This window comes from Polaromonas sp. (genome assembly GCF_018780625.1).
Classification (GTDB): Bacteria; Pseudomonadota; Gammaproteobacteria; order Burkholderiales; family Burkholderiaceae_C; genus Polaromonas.
Genome location: NZ_JADMJK010000081.1, coordinates 1 through 19755, shown reverse-complemented (window position 1 = coordinate 19755; position 19755 = coordinate 1). Strand labels below are relative to the sequence as shown.

The following is a 19755-nucleotide window of genomic DNA, read 5'->3' as shown; positions in this document are numbered from 1 at the left end:
GCAGGGTTTTAAACCCGAAGATGCGCGTGGCGCCTGGTTGATGCCCGCTTTGTCTTGGCCGAAGGATTGGCCGGTCAGGGCCAATGTGGCAAGCAAAATCAGGTTTTTGTATTTTTTATGCACTTGGACCTTCTTTCTTGTTTGTTGTTTTAGAAGCAGTTAAGAGCGCGCGAACCGTTCTGAATCACCTCGACGCATTCAGCAGCAGGGGCCGGCGGCAGAACTGGTTTACTGGCGAATACTCTTGGCTTGCCAGTGGCGACCACCTTCATGGCGGCGGGAGGTATTTCTTTTTCTCCAAAAAGCTGGCTTTTGGTGATGCCTGCGGTCGCCACGGTTTTTTTGTCAACCTGGTTGCGCAGCACCAGAGACAGGGTGCCCACACTGCGTGCCAGGTCGAGTTTTTCAGAGTCTTCAAGCGTCAACTCCAGCGTGACTGCGCTGACGACCTTGGGCTTGGTGTCGTCCCTGCCTGACTCCTGGGCCACCGCCAGTACCAGCACATGCTCCAGCACCGTCTTGCTGATCTGCTTGCCTTCCTCGCCCCTGGCTTTATCTTGCTGTGCATTGACCATGACATCGACGTAATTGCCGGGGAGGGCGAAGCCGGCTACACCGACCACGTCATTGACGCGTACCGTCATAGCCCGCTTGCCTTGCGCAATGACGGCGGAAAGGCCGCCCTGGGTGCCTGCGGGCGCCAGCTTGCGTTCCAGAAGCGCATCGCCGCGCAGCACGCTGACTTTCACGACCCGGTCCTGCAACTCCTTGATGTCCTTGAAGGCACCAGGCGGCACCGACCCGCTGGGCCAGTCGGTCGTCGTGAGCATTTGTGGATTGACCTTGCTGCCCAGTTCAATATCGACCGCAGCGACGACCACTTTGTTGGATGCGATATTCCCTTGTCGTGAAGCCCAGCTTGCTGCATAAACAGCAGCTGCCAGACCGATCATTAAGGCCAGAAATAGCAGCCCGATAGCTTTAACGTTTTTCATTGCTTGACCTCATTAGTAATTTTGTTACTTAACCTGCTTATGCTACTTACGCATAACCCAACTGCTTTGCCACCACATACGCAACTGTCCCGAGACTGATACAAATGCCATAGGGCAGTTTTCCTACCGACTTGCTTGCCTCAATCTGGATGTCCGGCTTGAACCCACCAATCGCCGACATCATCATCAGTTGTGCTGCGCTCTTCACATTAACCAGCATACGTAGCAGCGCTTTATTGAACACAGCAAATACCAGCGCTGCCAGGCCGCCTGCTATGAATGAGAATAGGACGGCGTGCAAGGTATCGGTAACCCCCAGGAATGCACCCACCATGGCCATCAGCTTGACATCACCGGCACCCATGACGCCTAGTGCGTATAGCGGCAGCAGGATAAAAAATCCAACAAGTAGACCTCCGAGTGCCCAAAGAAAGCCATGACTAATTGAGAAAGGAACTAGCATGCTGTAGATCAATCCAAAAATAATTCCGCTGACGGTTAGCCAGTTAGGGATTTGGTAGGTGCGGTAATCGCTGATGGATGCAATTACAAGCAGGGTTGCCAAAAGACCTGTGCGCGGCTCCTTGATCAGCATGGCCAGAAGTTCAAGTAAGGCGTTAAATTCTTGCATGATCTATTGATGGATTAATTTAAATAACTTTAATGAAGGCCGAAACATTGAAGTTTTATATTTTTTATTTTTCTTTTGAGATTGCCAGAAAAATAAGAGCTCCTATTGCAGCAATGATGGCTCCTATTAACGCGTATTCCATCAGAGATGCTCCAGATTCTTCCCCTAAAAATCTTGAGATTACATGCGATTCATATTCGGTTGTTCGCATGCTCATCTCCATTTTTAATGCCGTTTGTTTTATTGCTTATCGATGTGAATGTGCTTGTTGTTGACTCGAATATATCGATGCCAAAAATGCGCGCCATGAGCATTGAGCCCTTTTTTGATCAGGACAAACCGCCCCTTTTAAAGAGGGCAGACAGGACAAATCAACCAGGCGGGCGACCTTGAACAGTCGCCGCTGCCCGATGGCTGCAACCAGTCAGGGGAGGCAAATTTGCAGGATCGGCTCGATCGGCCATGGCGCGCGACGGCATCCTGACGCTGGAGGGCGCGCTTGTGTTTTCGCCATTGGTGCCAACATCAAGTTCTCAAGTTCTCAAGGGTTTTAGTGCTGCAGCCCATTTGATTTGGGTGTAGCGCGCTATATTGTTTATAGCAACAGTCGACAGTTAAAAACTGTCATGAAGACCGGAGTGGGGCAATCCATAGCGCGTTGTCTGTATCCGGTTCGATACCGCACACGAACCATGAAGCGCCCCCGATTCATCATCGCGAACGAAGTGCGGCGATCCATCGTAGAAAAATCGCAGTCATGGATTGCCGCACTTCGTTCGCAATGACAGAGAGATTGCACCGGTTCATGGAAAGAAAATTGGCCCGCAAGGCAGCTAGCCGACACATGGGGCTCCGCCAACGCAGATCCCGGCGAAGCTGCGTTGGCTCAAGCCCTCTTGCGGCCTACCTATCGGTAATGCGGCGTGCGTTTTTGCAAAAACGCATCTATGCCTTCGCCTGCATTGGCGTGGTGCAGGTTGCGTACAAAGTGGTCGCGTTCACTGGCCAGTTGCTGGCTCAGCGTGTTCACGGGCGCATCGTTGAGGAGTTCCTTGATGCTGGCCATTGCATTGGGGGCGCGCCCATTGAGTTTTTCGGCCAGTTGCAGTGCCTGGTTGAGGGCATCGCCTGCCGTCGACACCCGATTCACCACACCCAGGGTATGCAGTCGCTGGGCGCTGATGCGCTCGCCGCACATCAGAAGCTCGCAGGCGAGCGCCCGCGGCAAGGCACGCGCCAATCCCCAGCTGCCACCACCGTCCGGCGACAGCGCCACGGTGCTGTAAGACATCACAAACACGGCGTTGTCGGCGGCTACCACAAAGTCGCAGGCCAGCACCAGTGAAAAACCGGCACCGGCCGCAGCGCTTTCGACGGCGGCAATCACTGGCTTGGGATAGGTGCGGATCGCCTCAATCCAGTTGTGCAGGCCTTCGATGCTTTGCGCTTGCACTTCGGGCGGCTCGCGCCGGTTGGCCTTCAGGCGCTGCAGGTTGCCGCCAGCGCAAAACATCGCGCCTTCGCCTGCAATCACCACGCTTCGGATTTCCGGGTTGCTCTCGGCCGCGTTGAGCGCTTCAATGCCTGCCGCGTACATCTCGGGGCCCAGCGCGTTCCGGAACTCGGGATTGCTCAGCGTCAAGATGAGGGTCTTGCCCTCGCTGTTGCTTTTCAATGCGCTTGACATCTTTCAGCTTTCTTCGTGCAGCAGGCTCAGGCCAATGGCGCCGCGCCGACGCAGCCACGGGGAAGGGCGGTAGCGCTGGTCGCCATACACAGTTTGCATGTTGAATAGCACTTCCAGAATATTCGTGGGTCCACAGAGGTTGCCCAGGGCGAGAGGGCCCATGGGGTAGCCAAGTCCCAGCGTGACGGCGGTGTCCAGGTCCTTCGGGCTGCAAATTCCCTGCTGGCAGATGTCGCTGGCGATGTTGACAATGGTGGCTATGACGCGCTGGGTAACAAATCCGCCACTGTCCCGAATCACGCTGACGGCCTTGCCGTCCCGGGCGAACAACGCGTGCGCAGCTTGGCGCATGTCGATGCGTGTCACCGGATTGGTGGCCAGGACCCGTCGCCGGGTGGTGGCGTCGTCCATCAGCATGTCGATGCCCACTGTGCGCGCTGGGTCCAGCCGCTCCACCACGGCAACGGTGGTGATGTCAAACCCCAGCGGAGCGACCAGCATCAAGGCTTGTGGCGATGCGGAAACACCTGTTTCGATGTTGGCGCCCAGGTTCGTGAGCAATTGCAGTAACTCCGAGCGGCGGGCGGCTCGGGGTGATACCCAGACGGGCGGCATGTCGGCAACGTGAGGTGCTGGGGTTTCGGCGGGCGTCTGGATGACCCCGTCGGCATAGCGGTAAAAACCTTCGCCGGTTTTTCTGCCGAGCATTCCCCCGGCCAGGCGCTGCGCCGTGATCACGCTGGGTCGGTAGCGGTCTTCTTCGTAGTACTGGTGGTAAATGGACTCCATGACGGGGTGGGAAACGTCCAGTCCGGTCAGGTCCAGTAACTCGAAGGGGCCCAGTTTGAAGCCCGCCTGATCGCGCAGGATGCGGTCTATGGTGGCGAAATCAGCGATGCCTTCACCGACAATGCGCAGCGCTTCGGTACCGTAGCCTCGGCCCGCATGGTTGACGATGAAGCCGGGGGTGTCCTGGGCCTGTACGGGCGTGTGCCCCATCTGGCGGGCATAGTCAGCCAGCGCGCTGCAAACAGCGGCACTGGTTTTAAGGCCGGCAATTACTTCCACCACCTTCATCAGCGGAACGGGGTTGAAGAAATGATAGCCAGCGAAACGCTCTGGATGTTTGAGCGCCGCCGCAATGGCCGTGACAGACAGCGACGATGTATTGCTGACGAGCACGGTGTGTGGGGAAACCAGGGACTCCAGTTCGGCAAACAGTGTTTGCTTCACGTCCAGCCGCTCCACGATCGCTTCGATCACCAGGTCGCAGTCAGCCAGGTCGTTCAATGTGCTGGCAAACACCAGCCTGGCTTTGCAGGCGCTCGCCAGGTCGGCATCGAGCCGCCCCTTTTCAAGCAGCTTGTCCCATTGGGCGCAAATCGCGTCACGGGCCTTTTCAGCCGCGCCCGGCTGCGCATCCATGAGCATGACCACGCTTCCGGCTTGCGCGGAAATTTGAGCAATGCCCCGGCCCATGGCGCCAGCGCCGACGATTCCAATTTTTTTGTAACTAGCTTGCATGACTCAATTATCGCCGACCATCCGGCATGGTCGGCCTGTGGCAAAAATCTCGAGATCGCATGAATCAAATGCAGTCGCCTGTAAAACTTCTGCTTGGTGCTTTTTACTTAGCGCGGCTGCTGGTAGTCCGGCTGTGTCTTTTGGATCCGTGCGCGGCGCAGGTATAGCCGGTAGCCCGTTTACCGTCACGTTGACGACTCAGGTTGATCTGTCGGCAGACCATTCGTCGCTCTGCATGGCGGCCGATGCATTTTTGGTGATCACCAGATACCGTCAAGCCGGGTCCGCATTTGGGTCGAGAGGGGTGTTAATGCTGCGGTGGACGAGCCCGTGGCGGCTGTCGTTGCCCGAGGAGGCGGCGTTAGCCTTTAAATCAGCAACATTTATCCACTGGCGCGTCACCATTTTTAGCGGGCATGGCCAGTCGTTAGCTCAAAAGAGCGCTTTACCGTTTTGGTGCCTTCTTCTTTTGTCTTTTCATTGGCGCGAATGTCTGATGCGACCTTTGCTAACGCCGCACCTGCAAGGCTCCAGGATTGATAATATTGGTAGGTGTACCCCTGATGAAGTTGACGATGTTGTCGAATGCAGCTCCAAAGTATTGCTCGTAGCTGTCCTGCTCGACATAACCGATGTGCGGTGTGCATATACAGTTTTCGAGACGAAGCAGCGCATGACCCTGCAATATGGGCTCCGATTCGAAAACGTCAACTGCGGCGAAGCCCGGACGTCCACGATTGAGCGCTGCAATCAACGCCTCCGGCTCGATCAATTCGGCCCGCGAGGTGTTCACAAGTAAAGCGGTTGGTTTCATGCTCGACAAGTTCTCCAGCGTCACAATGCCGCGCGTATTCTCATGCAGGCATAGGTGAAGGCTAAGAACATCGCTTTCCTTGAAAAAGTCTTCTTTGCCGGTGGCGATTTCAAAGCCGTCAGCTTGCGCCCGTTCCCGGGACGCATCGCCTCCCCAGATGATCACACGCATACCAAATGCGCGCCCGTAGCCGGCCACGATCTGGCCAATCTTTCCATAGCTCCAGATGCCCAGCGTCTTGCCCTTGAGCACCGAGCCAATTCCAAAATTTGGAGGCATGGAAGCAGATTTGAGGCCCGCTTGTTGCCAGGCGCCGTGCTTTAAATGCGCTGCGTAGTGAGGAATCCGGCGCATGGCGGCCATGACGAGCGCCCAAGTCAATTCGGCAGGGGCGGTCGATGATCCGATTCCTTCAGCAACGGCTATGCCCCGTTCGGTGCATGCAGCAACGTCGATGTTGCCGCTGATACCACCGGTCTGCACGACCAGCTTGAGCTTGGGCAGTTTCTCAATGACTTGCCTGTTCAACTGGGTCCGGTCGCGAATCAGCACGATCACGTCGGCGTCTTTGAGCCTGACCGACAGTTGACCAATGCCCTTGACCGTGTTGGTATAGACTTTAGCTGGGTAAGCCTCAAGTTTGCTCGCGCAGTTCAATTTTCTGACAACGTCTTGGTAGTCGTCCAGGATCACAATATTCATGCGGATATTGTGCCTGCAAGTTTTTTGAACGACCTTGATCGGGCCCATCCAAAGCAGTCAACTTGTATCGGAAGGAAACGCACCGGCATCACGGCTGTGCATTGGCAATAGGTTATTGCGTCAATGCGGTACACCTGATTCGCGGGGCGCCCTTAAATCGCTGTGGTTTCGCGCTGGACCATCCGTTCAAGTTCTGCACACACATCGGCCATTCGACCGGATATCACCATGCGGCCGGCGCAGGATGGACTGACACCCGAATCAAATTCCCGAACAACCTTGAGTCGACGCACATCACCCCGACCGAGCACCATTTCGTCCGCTTTGCTTTCGATGCCCCAATCAAACGGAAGCGCCAGTTGATGGGAGCTTTTCTGGGTACACACAGGCGCCGATGACCTGCTTGTGATGGGGCGTCGTGGCTTGCACCAAGTTGCCATCGTCTGCAATGGGTCAACGAACAAAGACAAGAACGGCGAGGCTGAAAAACTGACTATTCCCATGATGAACACCTGTTTTAGAGTGGTTTAAACAGGCAGGATTTTGTGCTGGCTGTGTTGCCAGAACGACCGCTACATCAGGGTGTTGGCCTTTGATGGCCACACGCCCGCCACCTGTTGCGCGGCTGAAATAAAGTGCGCTACAGAAGCATGGTGTTTCGGATCAGGCCGACCGCCAGGCCCTCAAGTTCGAAAGGCTCGCCTGGCGCCACCACAATGGTTTTGAAATCGGGGTTTTCAGGCAGGAGTTCAATCAACTGCTTGTTGCGGCGAAAACGCTTGACGGTCACCTCATCGCCAAGCCTTGCCACCACAATCTGGCCATTCTTTGCTTCCGGGGTCTGCTTCACGGCGAGCAAATCACCATCCATGATCCCTGCGCCGCGCATACTCATGCCGCGTACTTTGAGCAGGTAGTCGGGCTGTTGTTGAAACAGGCTGGATTCGAAATAATAGGTTTGCTCTATGTGTTCCTGCGCGAGAATTGGGACGCCTGCCGCAACCCGTCCCACCAAGGGGAGGGCCAGTTGGTTCAAACCTTGCAAAGGCAGGGAGAATTCCCTGTTTCGGGATTCGTTCATTGAGCGCAGGGTGTCGCTTCGCAGGCGTATGCCGCGAGAAGTGCCACTGACCAACTCGATAACGCCTTTGCGGGCCAAGGCCTGCAAATGCTCTTCTGCTGCATTGGCGGATCGAAAGCCCAGCTCGGTTGCGATTTCGGCCCGGGTGGGTGGTGCGCCTGTGCTTGCGATCGCATTCTGAATCAATTCAAGAATTTGTTGCTGGCGTGCCGTGAGCTTGGGACTCACTGGGGAGCGATGCGGAAAGTCATTGAGTATGCTCATGGCCTGGATTCCTTGATCTGCGCTTGGTAGGCTCGGGAAGTCGTTAGGCGACCCGGACTGGTGTTTGTCTGGTAGCTGTTTTAATATCCAGTGACTGTATTTTCATACAGTTTTTTAGAGATTGCAAGGTCACCCTTTTATGTTTTGTCAAACAGTTGTGATTCTCGGCATGGGCGGGACGATTGCGGGCCGGTCCGCGCGCCCGTCTGACAACATCGGCTATACGGCCGCCCAGGTTGATATTGTTGAACTGGCGGCTGCGATTCCCTCCCTGAGCGATCAAGGCCCGGTCATCACTGAGCAGGTCGCGCAGATGGACAGCAAGGACATGGACTTTTCCGCCTGGTCGCGGCTGGCTGCGCGCGTCAATCATTTTCTTGCCCAGCCTGATGTCCACGGCATCGTCATTACCCATGGCACCGACACGCTGGAAGAAACGGCCTATTTTCTCCACAAGGTGTGCCAGCCGACCAAACCTGTCGTGCTGACGTGTGCCATGCGTCCCGCCACTGCGCTGGTGCCCGACGGTCCGCAAAATCTGCTGGACGCCCTGACCGTGGCCCGCCAGCCCGATGCAAGGGGCGTGGTGGCGGTGTGCGCCGGCACCATTCACAGCGCGCTGGACGTGCAAAAGGTACACACTTACAAAGTGGATGCCTTCAGTTCGGGCGATGCAGGTCCGCTTGGCTATGTCGAAGAGGGGCGTGTCAGACTGCTAAGGAGTTGGCAGTTCGACCAGGAGCCAAGCTGGCAGACCGCGATGGAAAATGTTGAAAATCGATTCACTGCGATCGATTGGCCACGCGTTGAAATCATCATGAACTATGCGGGTGTCAACGGCACAGTGGTTAACGCGCTGGTGGCGTGCGGCGTGCAAGGGCTGGTGGTTGCAGCGACGGGCAACGGCACGCTGCACCACGCGCTGGAGTCGGCTTTACTCAATGCGCAGGCTGCAGGTGTCAAGGTCGTTCGTGCGACGCGTTGCCCGAATGGTCGGGTATTGCCCAGACCAGATGACCGCCTGCCGGACTCGAACGGCTTGAGCCCCGTCAAGGCGAGGGTGGAGTTGATGCTGCAATTGATGACTTCGGGTTCTGCCTCTGCGCAACAGCGGCATTGATAACGTTGCCGAATAATCAAAAATGCCATCCTCAAGATGGCATTTTTGATGTGCTGCGCGTCAGTGGATCAGCTTGAAAGCGCCTTGAAGGCCCTGTCTGTAATTTCATCTACCCCGCCCATGCCGCTAATGGCGCGGTATTTGGGTGCGGCATCTGGCGCGGACTGGGCCCAACTGGAGTAGTAGTCCACCAGCGGACGGGTCTGAGCGCTGTAGACTTCGAGCCGCTTGCGCACAGTTTCTTCCTTGTCGTCTTCCCGCTGGATCAGGGACTCTCCCGTCACATCGTCCTTGCCTTCGAGCTTTGGCGGGTTGAATTTGACGTGGTAAGTACGGCCCGACGCCGCGTGCGACCGGCGTCCGCTCATGCGCTCGATGATGGCCTCAAAAGGCACGTCAATTTCCAGGACATAGTCAATCTTGACACCTGCCGCCTTCATGGCATCGGCTTGGGGAAGCGTGCGCGGAAAACCGTCAAACAGAAAGCCGCCTGCGCAGTCGGGTTGTGCAATGCGTTCCTTGACCAGGTTGATGATCAGATCGTCGCTGACCAGCCCGCCTGCATCCATCACCTTTTTTGCTTCAATGCCCAGCGGCGTTCCTGCCTTGACAGCCGCACGCAGCATGTCACCGGTGGAAATCTGGGGAATGCCGTATTTTTGGCAGATGAAAGTCGCTTGTGTCCCCTTGCCCGCGCCAGGTGCGCCCAACAAAATCAGTCTCATGGATGTCCTCGGATTATTATTAATTCAGGAAGTCGGTGGGCCGACCTTCCCATCGGCCAACTGACAGAAGATCAATACTGCCAGCACACGATTCAGGCTCAAAGCCCAATATCTTGTAAGGATAGCATGCACCCCCTGACAGCAGCTTACACAGTGCCAGGGTCGCTATGGCCCGTCAGGAAAAAAGTTGGCGGGCCCGCTCAAGGTCCTCATGCGTATCTACGCCCGGGCCCGGCGTGCTGTCGGTGATGTGCACCGCGATCCGGTAGCCATGCCAAAGCGCACGAAGCTGTTCCAGGGACTCCAGTTGCTCCATGGGTGCCTGGGTCAGGCCTGGAAACTGCCGCAAGAATCCGACCCGGTAGCCGTAAATCCCGACATGGCGCAAAGGCTTGGGCAACATGCTGCCTGCGTCCCACCAGGCCTTGCCAGCAAAGTCGCGGGCAGCAGGGATCGGGGCACGGCTGAAGTAAAGGGCGGTTTGGCGTGCATCAAGCACCACCTTGACCACATTGGGATTCAAAAAATCGGCCAACTGGTCAATTGAATGGGCCGCCGTACTCATGGCACAGTCCGGGCGTTGATTGAGCAGGTACGCAACGGCATCTATCAATGCCGGGTCGATGAGCGGCTCGTCGCCTTGCACGTTGACCACGATGTCATCGTCCGCCAGTCCAAGCAGCTTGCAGGCTTCAGCGAGGCGATCGCTGCCACTCGGGTGGTCGGCCCGGGTCAGCACGCAAGAAATGCCGTAGCCACCGCATTTTTCGAGAACCTCGGCGCTGTCCGTCGCCACGACGGTTCGGCTCGCTGCGCTTTGCATGGCGCGTTGCGCCACGCGCACGACCATCGGAGCGCCGCAGATATCTGCCAGCGGCTTGTTGGGCAGGCGCGTGGAGGCCAGACGGGCAGGAATCAATACAGTAAAGCGCATACGGATAAGCAGTCAGGACGCATCAGAGCCCAAGCTCTTCATCCGTGAGGGTTCGCGCCTCATTTTCCAGTAAAACCGGAATTCCGTCCCGGACCGGGTAGGCCAGCCTGGCGCTGCGGGAGACAAGCTCTTGCTTTTCGCGGTCATAGGTCAGCGGGCCCTTGGTGACCGGGCAGACCAGAAGTTCAAGTAATTTGGTGTCCATGCGGCAATGGTAATTGAGAAATCAGGGGTGCCAGAAGTGCGTCCAGCGCGGCAAAAAAAGCGGGCTCAGGTAAAAACGCCAGGGGCACGGCCAGAATGTTCAGCGGAGCCGGCATCGGCATTGAGAACAGCTTGACGGCGTCTTTTTCCGTGCAAAGTACCGTTTGACCCGCGCAGGCTGCCAGGTCATGCGCCTCAAAATGGTGGTGATCAGGAAAAGCAATCGTCTTTTCGAGTGTCAAGCCATAGGCCCTGAGCATGGTGAAAAATGCGTCGGGATTCGCGATCCCGGCCAACGCTGTCAAGGGGCGGCCGCGCAGCGTCGTCAACGCGACCCGACTGCCGTTGGCCGCCACGGCATGATCCGCCAACTGCCGGCTGGACGTAAACCCCTCAAATGCGGGCTTTTGGCCAGTGTGCAGCACCAGATCGAGACCTTGCAGACGTCGTTCCGGCCAGGGTTCGCGCAAGGGTCCGGCCGGCAGCAGCCAGCCGTTACCAAGGCCGCGGTCGTCAAACACGGCGATTTCAACGTCGCGCTGCAGCGCGTAATGCTGCAAGCCGTCGTCGCAGACCACCACCGCAGTTGAAGGGTATGCAAGCAGCAAGGCGCGTATCGCATCGGCGCGCTTGGGTGCCACAAAAACAGGAGCGCCCGTTGACCTCTGTATCAGTGCAGGTTCATCGCCAGACTGATGCACAGGGGTGTCTGGCTTGACCTCAAGGCAGGCTTGACCCGATCGACCGTAGCCGCGCGAGACGACGCCCACCGCCAGTCCGCGTGAGCGCAGATGATGGACCAAGGCCATCACCAGCGGAGTCTTGCCGGCTCCGCCCGCCACGATGTTGCCAACCACAATCACAGGCACCTTGAAGCGCTCGGACCGCAGCAGTCCGATTCGGTACAAAGCCCGACGCAGGCGCACAGCGATGCCATGGATTTTTGCCAGAGGCCAAAGCAGGCGGGCCAGCCATCCGCGTTTGAGCCAGGCCTGCAGCAGCAGTGGTGGTTTCAAACCTGATTTTCCAACTTCAGAGCAAGCGCAAAAAGCCAGCCTGGCCTACTTCGCGCCCGCTTGGGCACTGCTCTGTGTGGCGAAGGTGATTTGCGTCATGCCATGACGCCGGGCGGCTTCCATGACCGTGATGACCGCCTGGTGCTTGGCGCTGGCATCAGCGCTGATGATGACCACACTGTCTTTGCCGGCCTTGGCGGCTTCAACCAGGGCGGCACCGAGTGCCTCAATTCCCCGGCCTTCGACCAGTGTCTTGTTGATCATGTAGCGCCCATCGCTGCTCACCGCGACGATGACCTCTTTCGGATAGTCGCGCTGCTGCTCGGCATCTGCGGCCGGCAGTTTGACCTGGAGCTCGGTAAATTTGCTGTAGGTGGTCGACAGCATCAGAAAAATCAGCACCACGAGCAAGACATCAATAAACGGGATCAGATTGATCTCCGGCTCGGCATGCGGGCGAGTGCGAAAGTTCATGAAAAATTCTCAATCAAGGCCGCAAATCCAGTTAAAAAGCGTGGGGGCCAACGAACGCAGCGCCGGGCCGCCCCAAGCAAGTTCAGCCCCCTCGGGGGGCAGCGCATTACACGCAGTGAAAAGCGTGGGGGCCACGGTGTCATTTGCGCAAGTTGTTGAGATGGCGCACAAATTGTTCTGAGGCCAGCTCCATGGTCAGCAGGTAGCCATCCACCTGGGCACGAAAATAGCGCCAGAAAATGAGCGCGGGTATGGCCACCATGAGGCCAAAGGCAGTGTTGTACAAGGCAATCGAAATACCCTGTGCCAGCTGCGCCGGATTGCCGCCAACGGAACCTCCTGCGCTGCCCGCACCCGCTTGAGATCCAAAAATCTCAATCATGCCGATGACCGTGCCTAACAAGCCCAGCAGCGGCGCGGCAGAGGCAATGGTTGCCAGCGCGGCGAGGTAGCGCTCCAGTTTATGCGCGGCCTGGCGACCGGCGCCCTCCAGCATGGAGCGCAAGTCCTCTTCACTGATCCGCGGGTTGACGTTCAAGGCGCGAAATCCGCTGGCCAGTACTTCGCCAAGCAAGGAGTTCTGTTCGAGTTGCGACACCACATCGGGCGCCGGCACCCCTGTACGAGAAACGGTCATCGCTTCAGCCAGGAGTTGTGGCGGGGCGATTTTTTGGGTTTTGAGGCTGAAAAACCGCTCAATGACCAGCGCAAGTGCCAGCACTGAGCAGGCGACCAACGGCCAGATGGGCCAGCCCGCCGCTTGTATGATCGAAAACAATTTACATCTCCAGGCAGATAATTTGAGTTTGATTATGGCCTACTGCACACCTTGGAATAGTCATTTCCACACATTCCAGGCGCCGATTTTCAGCGTGTTTTTTGTAAGACATAACCCACAAAAGCTGTGGATAACTTTGTGGGTAAGTAGCGGCGTGAGGGCTGGCAAGCCGCGCCAAATCGTCAATGTGACAAAATGATTAAATTTTAAGCAGCAATAAGTCATTTAAAATCAATGAGTTACACGAATTCAATACGGTCTCGAGACGGGAGTTCGGCATTAATCAGTACCCAAGGACGATCTGTGGAGTACTTGGCGTATCACTACCCGCGCCTGGTCAAGACCGCTGATCATGTTTGACACCTCCAGCGGCCAGGGCAAGCCGCCCGCAACAGGGCGTGAGGCAGGCGTGCGCATCTGGCCTGTGGGTTCGCTGCTGCGCGCCATTGCCGACAGCCTGGAGGCTCGTTTTAACCCGGTGGCGGTACAAGGCGAAATCAGCGGTTTTTCGCGCGCTGCCAGCGGGCACTGTTATTTTTCGCTCAAAGACGAGCAAGGGCAGGTGCGCTGCGCCATGTTCCGACGCGCCGCCACCCAGCTTGAGTTTTCGCCCCGAGATGGCCAACTGGTCGAATTGCGGGGCCGTCTCGGGGTGTACGAGCCGCGCGGCGAGCTGCAATTGGTGGTGGAGTCCATGCGCCAGGCCGGGCAGGGCAATTTGTTCGAGCAGTTTTTGCAACTCAAGGCCAAACTGGACGCTGAAGGGCTTTTCGCATCGGACCGCAAGCGGCCATTGCCTTTGCTCCCGCGCGCGATTGGTTTGGTCACTTCTCTGGGCGCTGCGGCCTTGCACGACGTGGTGAGCGTTTTGCAGCGCCGCGCGCCTCACATTCCTGTGGTGCTGTACCCCGCAAGCGTGCAGGGCGCCCAGGCGGCGGGTGAATTGCGTGAGGCTTTGCTAAAGGCGTTCCAGAGACGCGATAAAGACCAGGTGGACGTGCTGCTACTGGTTCGCGGTGGCGGCGCGATGGAAGACCTGTGGGCCTTTAACGACGAGCAACTTGCGCGCACCATTGTTGCTTCGCCCGTGCCCGTCGTCTGCGGGGTTGGGCATGAAACAGATTTCACCATCGCCGATTTCTGTGCCGATGTGCGTGCACCGACGCCCACGGCAGCGGCTGAGCTTTGCGCGCAGCCTCAAACAGTCTGGCTGGGTGCGCTCGACCTGGCTTTGTCTCGCCTGCAAAACGCGGTTGACAGGCAACTGCAGTCGCACGCTCAGCGTCTCGACTGGGCGGCTTCCCGCGTCAGTCGTCCTTCTCACCTGGTGACCCAGCAGCAGGCGCGACTGTCTGGACTCGCGCAAAGCCTCAGGCATGCTGCGCACGCCAGACTGACCCAGGCGCGACGCAGCGTGCAGTCCGCCGGCGCAGACTTGCAGCGAGAAACCAAAGGGAAACTGCAACACAGCCGACAGCAATTGGAACGGGCGCAATTGCGACTCGAATTACTCGATCCCAAGCTGGTTTTGCAGCGCGGTTACGCGTGGCTGGCTGATCTGCAGGGGCAACCCATCACCAGCGTGAACGCCACCCATGTCGGCCAACCCGTGCGCGCTACCCTTGCCGATGGCGAGGTCGATTTAACGGTCTCGGCGCCCAGGCTCATTTAGTTTTTTACAATGGTCATCCTGACCAACAAGACGGTTTACTAACCACCAAGAGGAAAATCATGGAACACAAGCTCCCACCGCTCCCTTACGCAATCGATGCACTGGCCCCGCATTACAGCCAGGAAACCTTTGAATACCACCACGGCAAGCACCACAATGCGTACGTGGTCAACCTCAACAACCTGCAAAAAGGCACTGAATTCGAATCGATGACGCTCGAAGAGATCGTCAAAAACTCCAGCGGTGGTTTGTACAACAATGCAGCCCAAACCTGGAATCACACCTTTTTCTGGAACTGCATGAAGCCAGCTGGCGGCGGTGAGCCCAGCGGTGCGCTTGCAGCAGCCATCAATGCCAAGTTTGGCTCTTACGCTGCGTTCAAGGAAGCCTTTGTCAAATCGGCCGTCGGTAATTTTGGATCGGGCTGGACCTGGCTGGTCAAGAAAGCAGACGGCACGGTGGACATCGTGAACACCGGCCCTGCCGGCACCCCGCTGACGACGGATGACAAGGCCTTGATGACGGTGGATGTCTGGGAACATGCCTATTACATCGACTACCGCAACCAGCGGCCAAAATTTGTTGAAACCTTCCTGTCCAATCTTGTGAACTGGGAATTTGCCGAAGCTAACTTCGCCTGATCCAGTTTAAAGCGGGACAGACCCACAAAAAAAGCCGACATCATGTCGGCTTTTTTAATAGAAAAACGATTCATCGCCTGGCATCAAAAATTGGGCCACCCAGTTTGCTGCCCGCCTTTATTCCCTTTTTCTCAAACCAGCCCTTGTTCATTTCAAGAACATAGCGAACGGGCTGGATCGAACAGTGCGAATTCGTCGTTTCCGGCTTCATGTCGGCGAGATTCACAATCGTGCCGTCGTCGGCGACAAAAGCGGCCGTCAAGGGCAACAAGGTATTCTTCATCCAGAAGCATTGTTGACCGGCTTGCTCAAACACAAAAATCATGCCTTCCTGTGCCGGCATTTCTCTGCGGAGCATCAGGCCGATTTGACGCTGCTCGGGCGTTGAGGCTACCTGCGCGTCAATCAGGTGCATGCCCGCTGACAACTTGACGCGCGGCAAATTCAGCTGTGGAACCTCTTGAGCCCAGCCCGATGCGGGAGAAAGAAGTCCAACAACAGCCAGAACAGCCAGAACTGGCGTCAGCCGATTGAAAGCCTTGCCGAAGAAAACGACGCCAAATTTGGAATACATAAGTCCGCTACCTCAGAAATTGAACTTGCAGCATAAACGACGCGCATAAAAAATGCCCACACGCGGTGGGCATTGTGACCAGCATCACCAGGAATTGCTTCCTGGGTTGTGGTTACTTGGCTGCAGCTGAGGCGGGTGTTGCCTTTTTCGCAGCGGCAGCTTCAGCCTTGGCTTTTTTGGCGGCAGCGGCTTCGGCTTTCTTGGCAGCAGCTGCTTCAGCTTTTGCCTTTTTGGCCGCAGCGGCTTTTTCTTTTGCAGCAGCAGCCTTTTCTGCTTTGGTCAATGCAGGCTTGGCCGCGACTGCGGGTGTGGCTGCAGTAGCAGGCACTGCCGGTGTTGCTGCAACTGCAGGCGTTGCAGGGGTAGCGGCACCCATAGGCGCGCCAGCGTGGGAAGCGGCGAAAGCGCCTGCAGCAAAGAGGCCAGCGATCAAAGCAGCGAGGATCTTGTTCATTTGGACTTTCCTAAATAAGGTCAATGGAAAAATACCCCGAACTTTTCGGAGGCATTACCGTAACGACGACCGTTCTTGACGCGTTGACAGCCTTTTACGAATTATTGTGAATAATTTTTAGGACTAGAATTTATGAGGTCCATTCAAACCGCTGAAAGTGACGTGTCTAAAAACGCCACAACCGCTTACCAGAGAGTTTTGCACATGTATCAACATATCAAAGTGCCCGCACAAGGCCAAAAAATCACCGTCAATGCCGACAACTCACTGAACGTTCCAGACGAGCCGATCATTCCTTTTATTGAAGGCGACGGCACCGGCATAGACATCACGCCAGTCATGATCAAGGTGGTCGATGCGGTTGTTGCCAAAGCTTACGGCGGCAAGAAAAAAATTCACTGGATGGAAGTGTTTGCAGGGGAAAAGTCGACCAGGATCTATGGACCTGATGTCTGGTTGCCTGAAGAAACCATGCAGGCGGTGCGCGATTATGTGGTTTCCATCAAGGGCCCGCTGACAACGCCTGTGGGCGGTGGTATCCGCAGCTTGAACGTCGCGCTTCGCCAGGAATTGGACTTGTATGTCTGCCTGCGCCCTATTCAATATTTTGCTGGCGTTCCTTCCCCTGTGAAAGAACCACAGAAGACCAATATGGTGATATTCCGCGAGAACTCGGAAGACATCTATGCCGGCATCGAATTCGAAGCCGGCAGTGACAAGGCCAAAAAACTCATCAAGTTCCTGCAGGACGAACTGGCTGTCACGAAAATTCGCTTCCCCAATACCTCCGGCATCGGCATCAAGCCCGTGTCGAGCGAGGGCACCGAACGCCTGATGCGCAAGGCTCTGCAGTACGCGATTGACAACGACAAGCCCAGCGTGACCATTGTGCACAAGGGCAACATCATGAAGTTCACTGAAGGCGGCTTTCGCGATTGGGCCTATGGACTGGCGCAAAACGAATTTGGTGCCGAACTGATCGACGGCGGTCCGTGGTGCCAGTTCAAAAACCCCAAGACGGGCAAAGACATCATCGTCAAGGACGTGATTGCAGACGCTTTCCTGCAGCAGATCTTGCTGCGTCCGGCCGAATACAGCGTGATTGCCACGCTGAACCTGAATGGCGATTACGTCTCCGACGCGCTGGCAGCCCAGGTCGGCGGCATCGGCATTGCCCCCGGCGCCAACTTGAGCGACACCATCGCCATGTTTGAAGCCACACACGGCACCGCGCCAAAATATGCCGGCAAAGACTACGTGAACCCCGGTTCCCTGATCCTGTCGGCCGAAATGATGCTGCGCCACATGGGCTGGTCCGAGGCTGCTGACCTGGTCATCAGCTCGATGGAAAAGTCGATTGAGTCCAAGAAAGTCACCTATGACTTCGCCCGGCTCATGGAGGGCGCTACCCAGGTCAGCTGCTCTGGTTTTGGCCAGGTCATGATCGATCACATGTAATTTTGGCTCAAGCTGCCCAGCAAGCCGCCCGGGAGGATTCCCGAGGCGGTTTTTTTGCGTGCGGCCGGGGAATGAAGTACGCCCTTGAATGCCGCCCGACAGTCACCAATTCCCATTCCAGCCTTGTGAAGGCGTGGGGATCGCTAGAATGAATTCCATGGCAACCAAATCTCCAAAATCTCCGGCGCTACCGCCAGCCCCTGCAGTCAAGCCCAACGACGTCAACGGCGGGGATTCGGTCGTTCTGGAGCGTCTCCCGCAAAAGACGAAGCCGCCGCAGATGTACCAGGTGGTGCTGTTGAATGATGACTACACACCGATGGAGTTCGTGGTGGAGGTCATCCAGGAGTTTTTCAACAAGGACCGGGAAACCGCGACGCAGATCATGCTAAAGATCCACCTGGACGGCAAAGGAATTTGCGGCGTTTTTTCCAAGGATGTGGCGGCTACCAAAGTCGACCAGGTCACGGAAGCGTCCCGAAAAAATGGCCATCCGCTGCAATGTGTCAGCGAGCCCATTGAATTATGAGAAATTCCGCCAATATTCTGATGAAGTCAGTACAGTAACTATTCACGCAAGCCGAAAGGAAGATCAATGATTGCCCAGGAACTAGAAGTCAGCTTGCACATGGCCTTTGTCGAAGCGCGCCAGCAACGTCACGAATTCATCACCGTTGAGCATTTGCTGCTGGCCTTGCTGGACAACCCCAGTGCAGCCGAGGTATTGCGCGCCTGTTCGGCCAATGTGGACGATCTGCGCAAGTCGCTTGCCAATTTCATCAAGGACAACACCCCCCAGGTCTCCGGCAGCGATGACGTCGACACCCAACCCACGCTGGGATTCCAGCGCGTGATCCAGCGCGCCATCATGCATGTGCAGTCCACCGGCAACGGCAAAAAAGAAGTGACCGGTGCCAATGTGCTGGTCGCCATTTTTGGCGAAAAAGACTCGCACGCCGTGTACTACCTGCACCAGCAGGGCGTGACCCGCCTGGACGTGGTGAATTTCATTGCGCACGGCATCAAGAAAACCGACCCGACCGAGCCCACCAAGGCCGGCGAAGCCGCTGCCGAGAGCGAAGAAGGCGCCGAAAAGAACGAAAAGGCGTCACCGCTAGAGCAGTTCACGGTCAACCTCAACCAGCTCGCCAAAGAGGGCAAGATCGATCCATTGATCGGTCGCCACTACGAGGTCGAGCGCGTGATCCAGATTCTGTGCCGCCGCCGTAAAAACAATCCGCTGCTGGTGGGTGAAGCAGGCGTGGGTAAAACCGCGATTGCCGAGGGCCTGGCCTGGCGCATCACGCAAAAAGACGTGCCGGAAATCCTGGCCGAGGCGCAGGTCTATTCGCTTGACATGGGCGCTTTGCTGGCGGGCACCAAGTACCGTGGCGACTTCGAGCAACGGCTCAAAGGCGTGCTCAAGTCCCTGAAAGACAAGCCCAACGGCATCCTGTTCATTGACGAAATCCACACCCTGATCGGTGCCGGTGCGGCTTCGGGCGGCACGCTGGACGCGTCCAACCTGCTCAAGCCGGCACTCAGTTCGGGTCAACTCAAGTGCATTGGAGCCACCACCTTCACTGAATACCGCGGCATTTTCGAGAAAGACGCGGCACTGTCGCGGCGCTTCCAGAAGGTCGATGTGGTCGAGCCTTCGGTGCAGGAAACGGTTGACATTCTTAAAGGCCTGAAATCGCGCTTTGAAGAGCACCATGGCGTCAAGTACGCACTGGCGGCCCTGCAGGCAGCGGCCGAACTGAGCGCCAAGTACATCAACGACCGCCATTTGCCCGACAAGGCGATTGACGTGATCGACGAAGCCGGTGCGGCCCAGCGGATCTTGCCGCCTTCCAAGCGCAAGAAAACCATCACCAAGACCGAGGTGGAAGAGATCGTGGCCAAAATCGCCCGGATTCCGGCTGCCAACGTTTCCAACGATGACCGCGGCAAGCTGAAAACGCTGGAGCGCGACCTGAAAAGCGTGGTGTTCGGCCAGGACAAGGC

At 56.9% G+C, this 19755-nt stretch carries 23 protein-coding genes; 7 read left to right on the top strand and 16 right to left on the bottom strand.

Annotated elements, in window-relative coordinates:
* Positions 1 to 149: 149 nt before the first annotated feature.
* From cpaB to lexA, 8 genes are all read right to left on the bottom strand, one after another.
* Positions 150 to 995 (bottom strand): Flp pilus assembly protein CpaB, encoded by an 846-nt coding sequence (gene cpaB, locus IV091_RS07345; RefSeq protein ID WP_293467055.1) that lies wholly within the window; start codon positions 993 to 995, stop codon positions 150 to 152.
* Between the two features lie 46 nt (positions 996 to 1041).
* On the bottom strand, positions 1042 to 1626 hold the full coding sequence (locus IV091_RS07340; protein WP_293467053.1) for an A24 family peptidase: 585 nt from the start codon (positions 1624 to 1626) through the stop codon (positions 1042 to 1044).
* 64 nt (positions 1627 to 1690) lie between these two features.
* Positions 1691 to 1837 carry a hypothetical protein gene (locus IV091_RS07335; RefSeq protein WP_293467050.1) on the bottom strand — a complete coding sequence of 49 codons (147 nt, stop codon included), beginning with the start codon at positions 1835 to 1837 and terminating at the stop codon, positions 1691 to 1693.
* Between the two features lie 696 nt (positions 1838 to 2533).
* Positions 2534 to 3313: an oxepin-CoA hydrolase, alternative type gene (locus IV091_RS07330; protein ID WP_293467047.1), complete on the bottom strand. Its 780-nt coding sequence runs from the start codon at positions 3311 to 3313 to the stop codon at positions 2534 to 2536.
* A gap of 3 nt (positions 3314 to 3316) precedes the next feature.
* Positions 3317 to 4837, bottom strand: coding sequence for a 3-hydroxyacyl-CoA dehydrogenase (locus IV091_RS07325; protein WP_293467045.1), 1521 nt, complete (start codon positions 4835 to 4837; stop codon positions 3317 to 3319).
* Between the two features lie 508 nt (positions 4838 to 5345).
* Positions 5346 to 6353, bottom strand: coding sequence for a D-2-hydroxyacid dehydrogenase family protein (locus IV091_RS07320; RefSeq protein WP_293467043.1), 1008 nt, complete (start codon positions 6351 to 6353; stop codon positions 5346 to 5348).
* Positions 6354 to 6505: 152 nt separating this feature from the next.
* Positions 6506 to 6856 carry a hypothetical protein gene (locus IV091_RS07315; RefSeq protein ID WP_293467041.1) on the bottom strand — a complete coding sequence of 117 codons (351 nt, stop codon included), beginning with the start codon at positions 6854 to 6856 and terminating at the stop codon, positions 6506 to 6508.
* Positions 6857 to 6993: 137 nt separating this feature from the next.
* A complete protein-coding gene (gene lexA, locus IV091_RS07310) occupies positions 6994 to 7698 on the bottom strand; it encodes a transcriptional repressor LexA (protein ID WP_293467039.1) in 705 nt (234 codons plus the stop codon).
* 139 nt (positions 7699 to 7837) lie between these two features.
* Here lexA and IV091_RS07305 point away from each other — a divergent pair, with 139 nt between their 5' ends.
* Entirely contained in the window at positions 7838 to 8818 is a 981-nt protein-coding gene (locus tag IV091_RS07305) for an asparaginase (protein ID WP_293467037.1), read from the top strand.
* 68 nt (positions 8819 to 8886) lie between these two features.
* Here the strand turns inward: IV091_RS07305 and adk are convergent, their stop codons facing one another.
* The 6 genes from adk to IV091_RS07275 all read right to left on the bottom strand — a co-directional run bounded on the left by adk (position 8887) and on the right by IV091_RS07275 (position 12949).
* On the bottom strand, positions 8887 to 9543 hold the full coding sequence (gene adk, locus IV091_RS07300; protein WP_293467035.1) for an adenylate kinase: 657 nt from the start codon (positions 9541 to 9543) through the stop codon (positions 8887 to 8889).
* Between the two features lie 175 nt (positions 9544 to 9718).
* Entirely contained in the window at positions 9719 to 10477 is a 759-nt protein-coding gene (gene kdsB, locus IV091_RS07295; RefSeq protein ID WP_293467033.1) for a 3-deoxy-manno-octulosonate cytidylyltransferase, read from the bottom strand.
* A gap of 22 nt (positions 10478 to 10499) precedes the next feature.
* Positions 10500 to 10682 carry a Trm112 family protein gene (locus IV091_RS07290; RefSeq protein ID WP_293467031.1) on the bottom strand — a complete coding sequence of 61 codons (183 nt, stop codon included), beginning with the start codon at positions 10680 to 10682 and terminating at the stop codon, positions 10500 to 10502.
* Positions 10663 to 11697, bottom strand: coding sequence for a tetraacyldisaccharide 4'-kinase (lpxK, locus tag IV091_RS07285; RefSeq protein WP_293467029.1), 1035 nt, complete (start codon positions 11695 to 11697; stop codon positions 10663 to 10665). The genes IV091_RS07290 and lpxK overlap by 20 nt, the downstream gene beginning before the upstream one ends.
* 45 nt (positions 11698 to 11742) lie before the next feature.
* A complete protein-coding gene (locus tag IV091_RS07280) occupies positions 11743 to 12171 on the bottom strand; it encodes a biopolymer transporter ExbD (protein ID WP_293467027.1) in 429 nt (142 codons plus the stop codon).
* Between the two features lie 139 nt (positions 12172 to 12310).
* A complete protein-coding gene (locus IV091_RS07275; RefSeq protein ID WP_293467026.1) occupies positions 12311 to 12949 on the bottom strand; it encodes a MotA/TolQ/ExbB proton channel family protein in 639 nt (212 codons plus the stop codon).
* Here IV091_RS07275 and IV091_RS07270 point away from each other — a divergent pair.
* From IV091_RS07270 to IV091_RS07260, 3 genes are all read left to right on the top strand, one after another.
* Positions 12870 to 13148: a hypothetical protein gene (locus tag IV091_RS07270; protein ID WP_293467057.1), complete on the top strand. Its 279-nt coding sequence runs from the start codon at positions 12870 to 12872 to the stop codon at positions 13146 to 13148. The two genes, IV091_RS07275 and IV091_RS07270, sit on opposite strands and share 80 nt — an antisense overlap.
* A 153-nt stretch (positions 13149 to 13301) precedes the next feature.
* Complete coding sequence (xseA, locus tag IV091_RS07265; protein ID WP_293467025.1) at positions 13302 to 14621, top strand: exodeoxyribonuclease VII large subunit; 1320 nt, start codon at positions 13302 to 13304, stop codon at positions 14619 to 14621.
* A 59-nt stretch (positions 14622 to 14680) separates the two neighbouring features.
* The gene (locus IV091_RS07260; protein ID WP_293467024.1) at positions 14681 to 15262 is read left to right on the top strand and encodes a Fe-Mn family superoxide dismutase; all 582 of its coding nucleotides are present in this window, start codon (positions 14681 to 14683) and stop codon (positions 15260 to 15262) included.
* A 70-nt stretch (positions 15263 to 15332) separates the two neighbouring features.
* Here IV091_RS07260 and IV091_RS07255 read toward each other — a convergent pair whose 3' ends face one another.
* Positions 15333 to 15836, bottom strand: coding sequence for a DUF192 domain-containing protein (locus tag IV091_RS07255; protein WP_293467023.1), 504 nt, complete (start codon positions 15834 to 15836; stop codon positions 15333 to 15335).
* A gap of 112 nt (positions 15837 to 15948) precedes the next feature.
* Positions 15949 to 16119: a hypothetical protein gene (locus tag IV091_RS07250; RefSeq protein ID WP_293467021.1), complete on the bottom strand. Its 171-nt coding sequence runs from the start codon at positions 16117 to 16119 to the stop codon at positions 15949 to 15951.
* Positions 16120 to 16488: 369 nt separating this feature from the next.
* Between IV091_RS07250 and icd the strand changes: the two genes are divergently transcribed.
* The 3 genes from icd to IV091_RS07235 form a co-directional block, all read left to right on the top strand.
* Positions 16489 to 17748 carry an NADP-dependent isocitrate dehydrogenase gene (gene icd / locus IV091_RS07245; RefSeq protein ID WP_293467020.1) on the top strand — a complete coding sequence of 420 codons (1260 nt, stop codon included), beginning with the start codon at positions 16489 to 16491 and terminating at the stop codon, positions 17746 to 17748.
* Between the two features lie 157 nt (positions 17749 to 17905).
* Positions 17906 to 18277 (top strand): ATP-dependent Clp protease adapter ClpS, encoded by a 372-nt coding sequence (clpS, locus tag IV091_RS07240; protein WP_293467019.1) that lies wholly within the window; start codon positions 17906 to 17908, stop codon positions 18275 to 18277.
* 66 nt (positions 18278 to 18343) lie between these two features.
* On the top strand, positions 18344 to 19755 hold a 1412-nt coding region (locus tag IV091_RS07235; protein ID WP_293467018.1), incomplete at its 3' end, for a Clp protease N-terminal domain-containing protein.

Bases quoted from the DNA above. Each gene is read 5' to 3' on its own strand.
- lexA (WP_293467039.1), bottom strand. From the start codon at position 7,698: ATGAGCATACTCAATGACTTTCCGCATCGCTCCCCAGTGAGTCCCAAG.
- clpS (WP_293467019.1), top strand. From the start codon at position 17,906: ATGGCAACCAAATCTCCAAAATCTCCGGCGCTACCGCCAGCCCCTGCA.
- IV091_RS07320 (WP_293467043.1), bottom strand. From the start codon at position 6,353: ATGAATATTGTGATCCTGGACGACTACCAAGACGTTGTCAGAAAATTG.
- IV091_RS07305 (WP_293467037.1), top strand. From the start codon at position 7,838: ATGTTTTGTCAAACAGTTGTGATTCTCGGCATGGGCGGGACGATTGCG.
- IV091_RS07255 (WP_293467023.1), bottom strand. From the start codon at position 15,836: ATGTATTCCAAATTTGGCGTCGTTTTCTTCGGCAAGGCTTTCAATCGG.
- IV091_RS07290 (WP_293467031.1), bottom strand. From the start codon at position 10,682: ATGGACACCAAATTACTTGAACTTCTGGTCTGCCCGGTCACCAAGGGC.
- IV091_RS07335 (WP_293467050.1), bottom strand. From the start codon at position 1,837: ATGCGAACAACCGAATATGAATCGCATGTAATCTCAAGATTTTTAGGG.
- kdsB (WP_293467033.1), bottom strand. From the start codon at position 10,477: ATGCGCTTTACTGTATTGATTCCTGCCCGTCTGGCCTCCACGCGCCTG.
- IV091_RS07325 (WP_293467045.1), bottom strand. From the start codon at position 4,837: ATGCAAGCTAGTTACAAAAAAATTGGAATCGTCGGCGCTGGCGCCATG.
- IV091_RS07330 (WP_293467047.1), bottom strand. From the start codon at position 3,313: ATGTCAAGCGCATTGAAAAGCAACAGCGAGGGCAAGACCCTCATCTTG.
- IV091_RS07260 (WP_293467024.1), top strand. From the start codon at position 14,681: ATGGAACACAAGCTCCCACCGCTCCCTTACGCAATCGATGCACTGGCC.
- IV091_RS07280 (WP_293467027.1), bottom strand. From the start codon at position 12,171: ATGAACTTTCGCACTCGCCCGCATGCCGAGCCGGAGATCAATCTGATC.
- IV091_RS07270 (WP_293467057.1), top strand. From the start codon at position 12,870: ATGACCAGCGCAAGTGCCAGCACTGAGCAGGCGACCAACGGCCAGATG.
- cpaB (WP_293467055.1), bottom strand. From the start codon at position 995: ATGAAAAACGTTAAAGCTATCGGGCTGCTATTTCTGGCCTTAATGATC.
- IV091_RS07315 (WP_293467041.1), bottom strand. From the start codon at position 6,856: ATGGGAATAGTCAGTTTTTCAGCCTCGCCGTTCTTGTCTTTGTTCGTT.
- IV091_RS07340 (WP_293467053.1), bottom strand. From the start codon at position 1,626: ATGCAAGAATTTAACGCCTTACTTGAACTTCTGGCCATGCTGATCAAG.
- adk (WP_293467035.1), bottom strand. From the start codon at position 9,543: ATGAGACTGATTTTGTTGGGCGCACCTGGCGCGGGCAAGGGGACACAA.
- xseA (WP_293467025.1), top strand. From the start codon at position 13,302: ATGTTTGACACCTCCAGCGGCCAGGGCAAGCCGCCCGCAACAGGGCGT.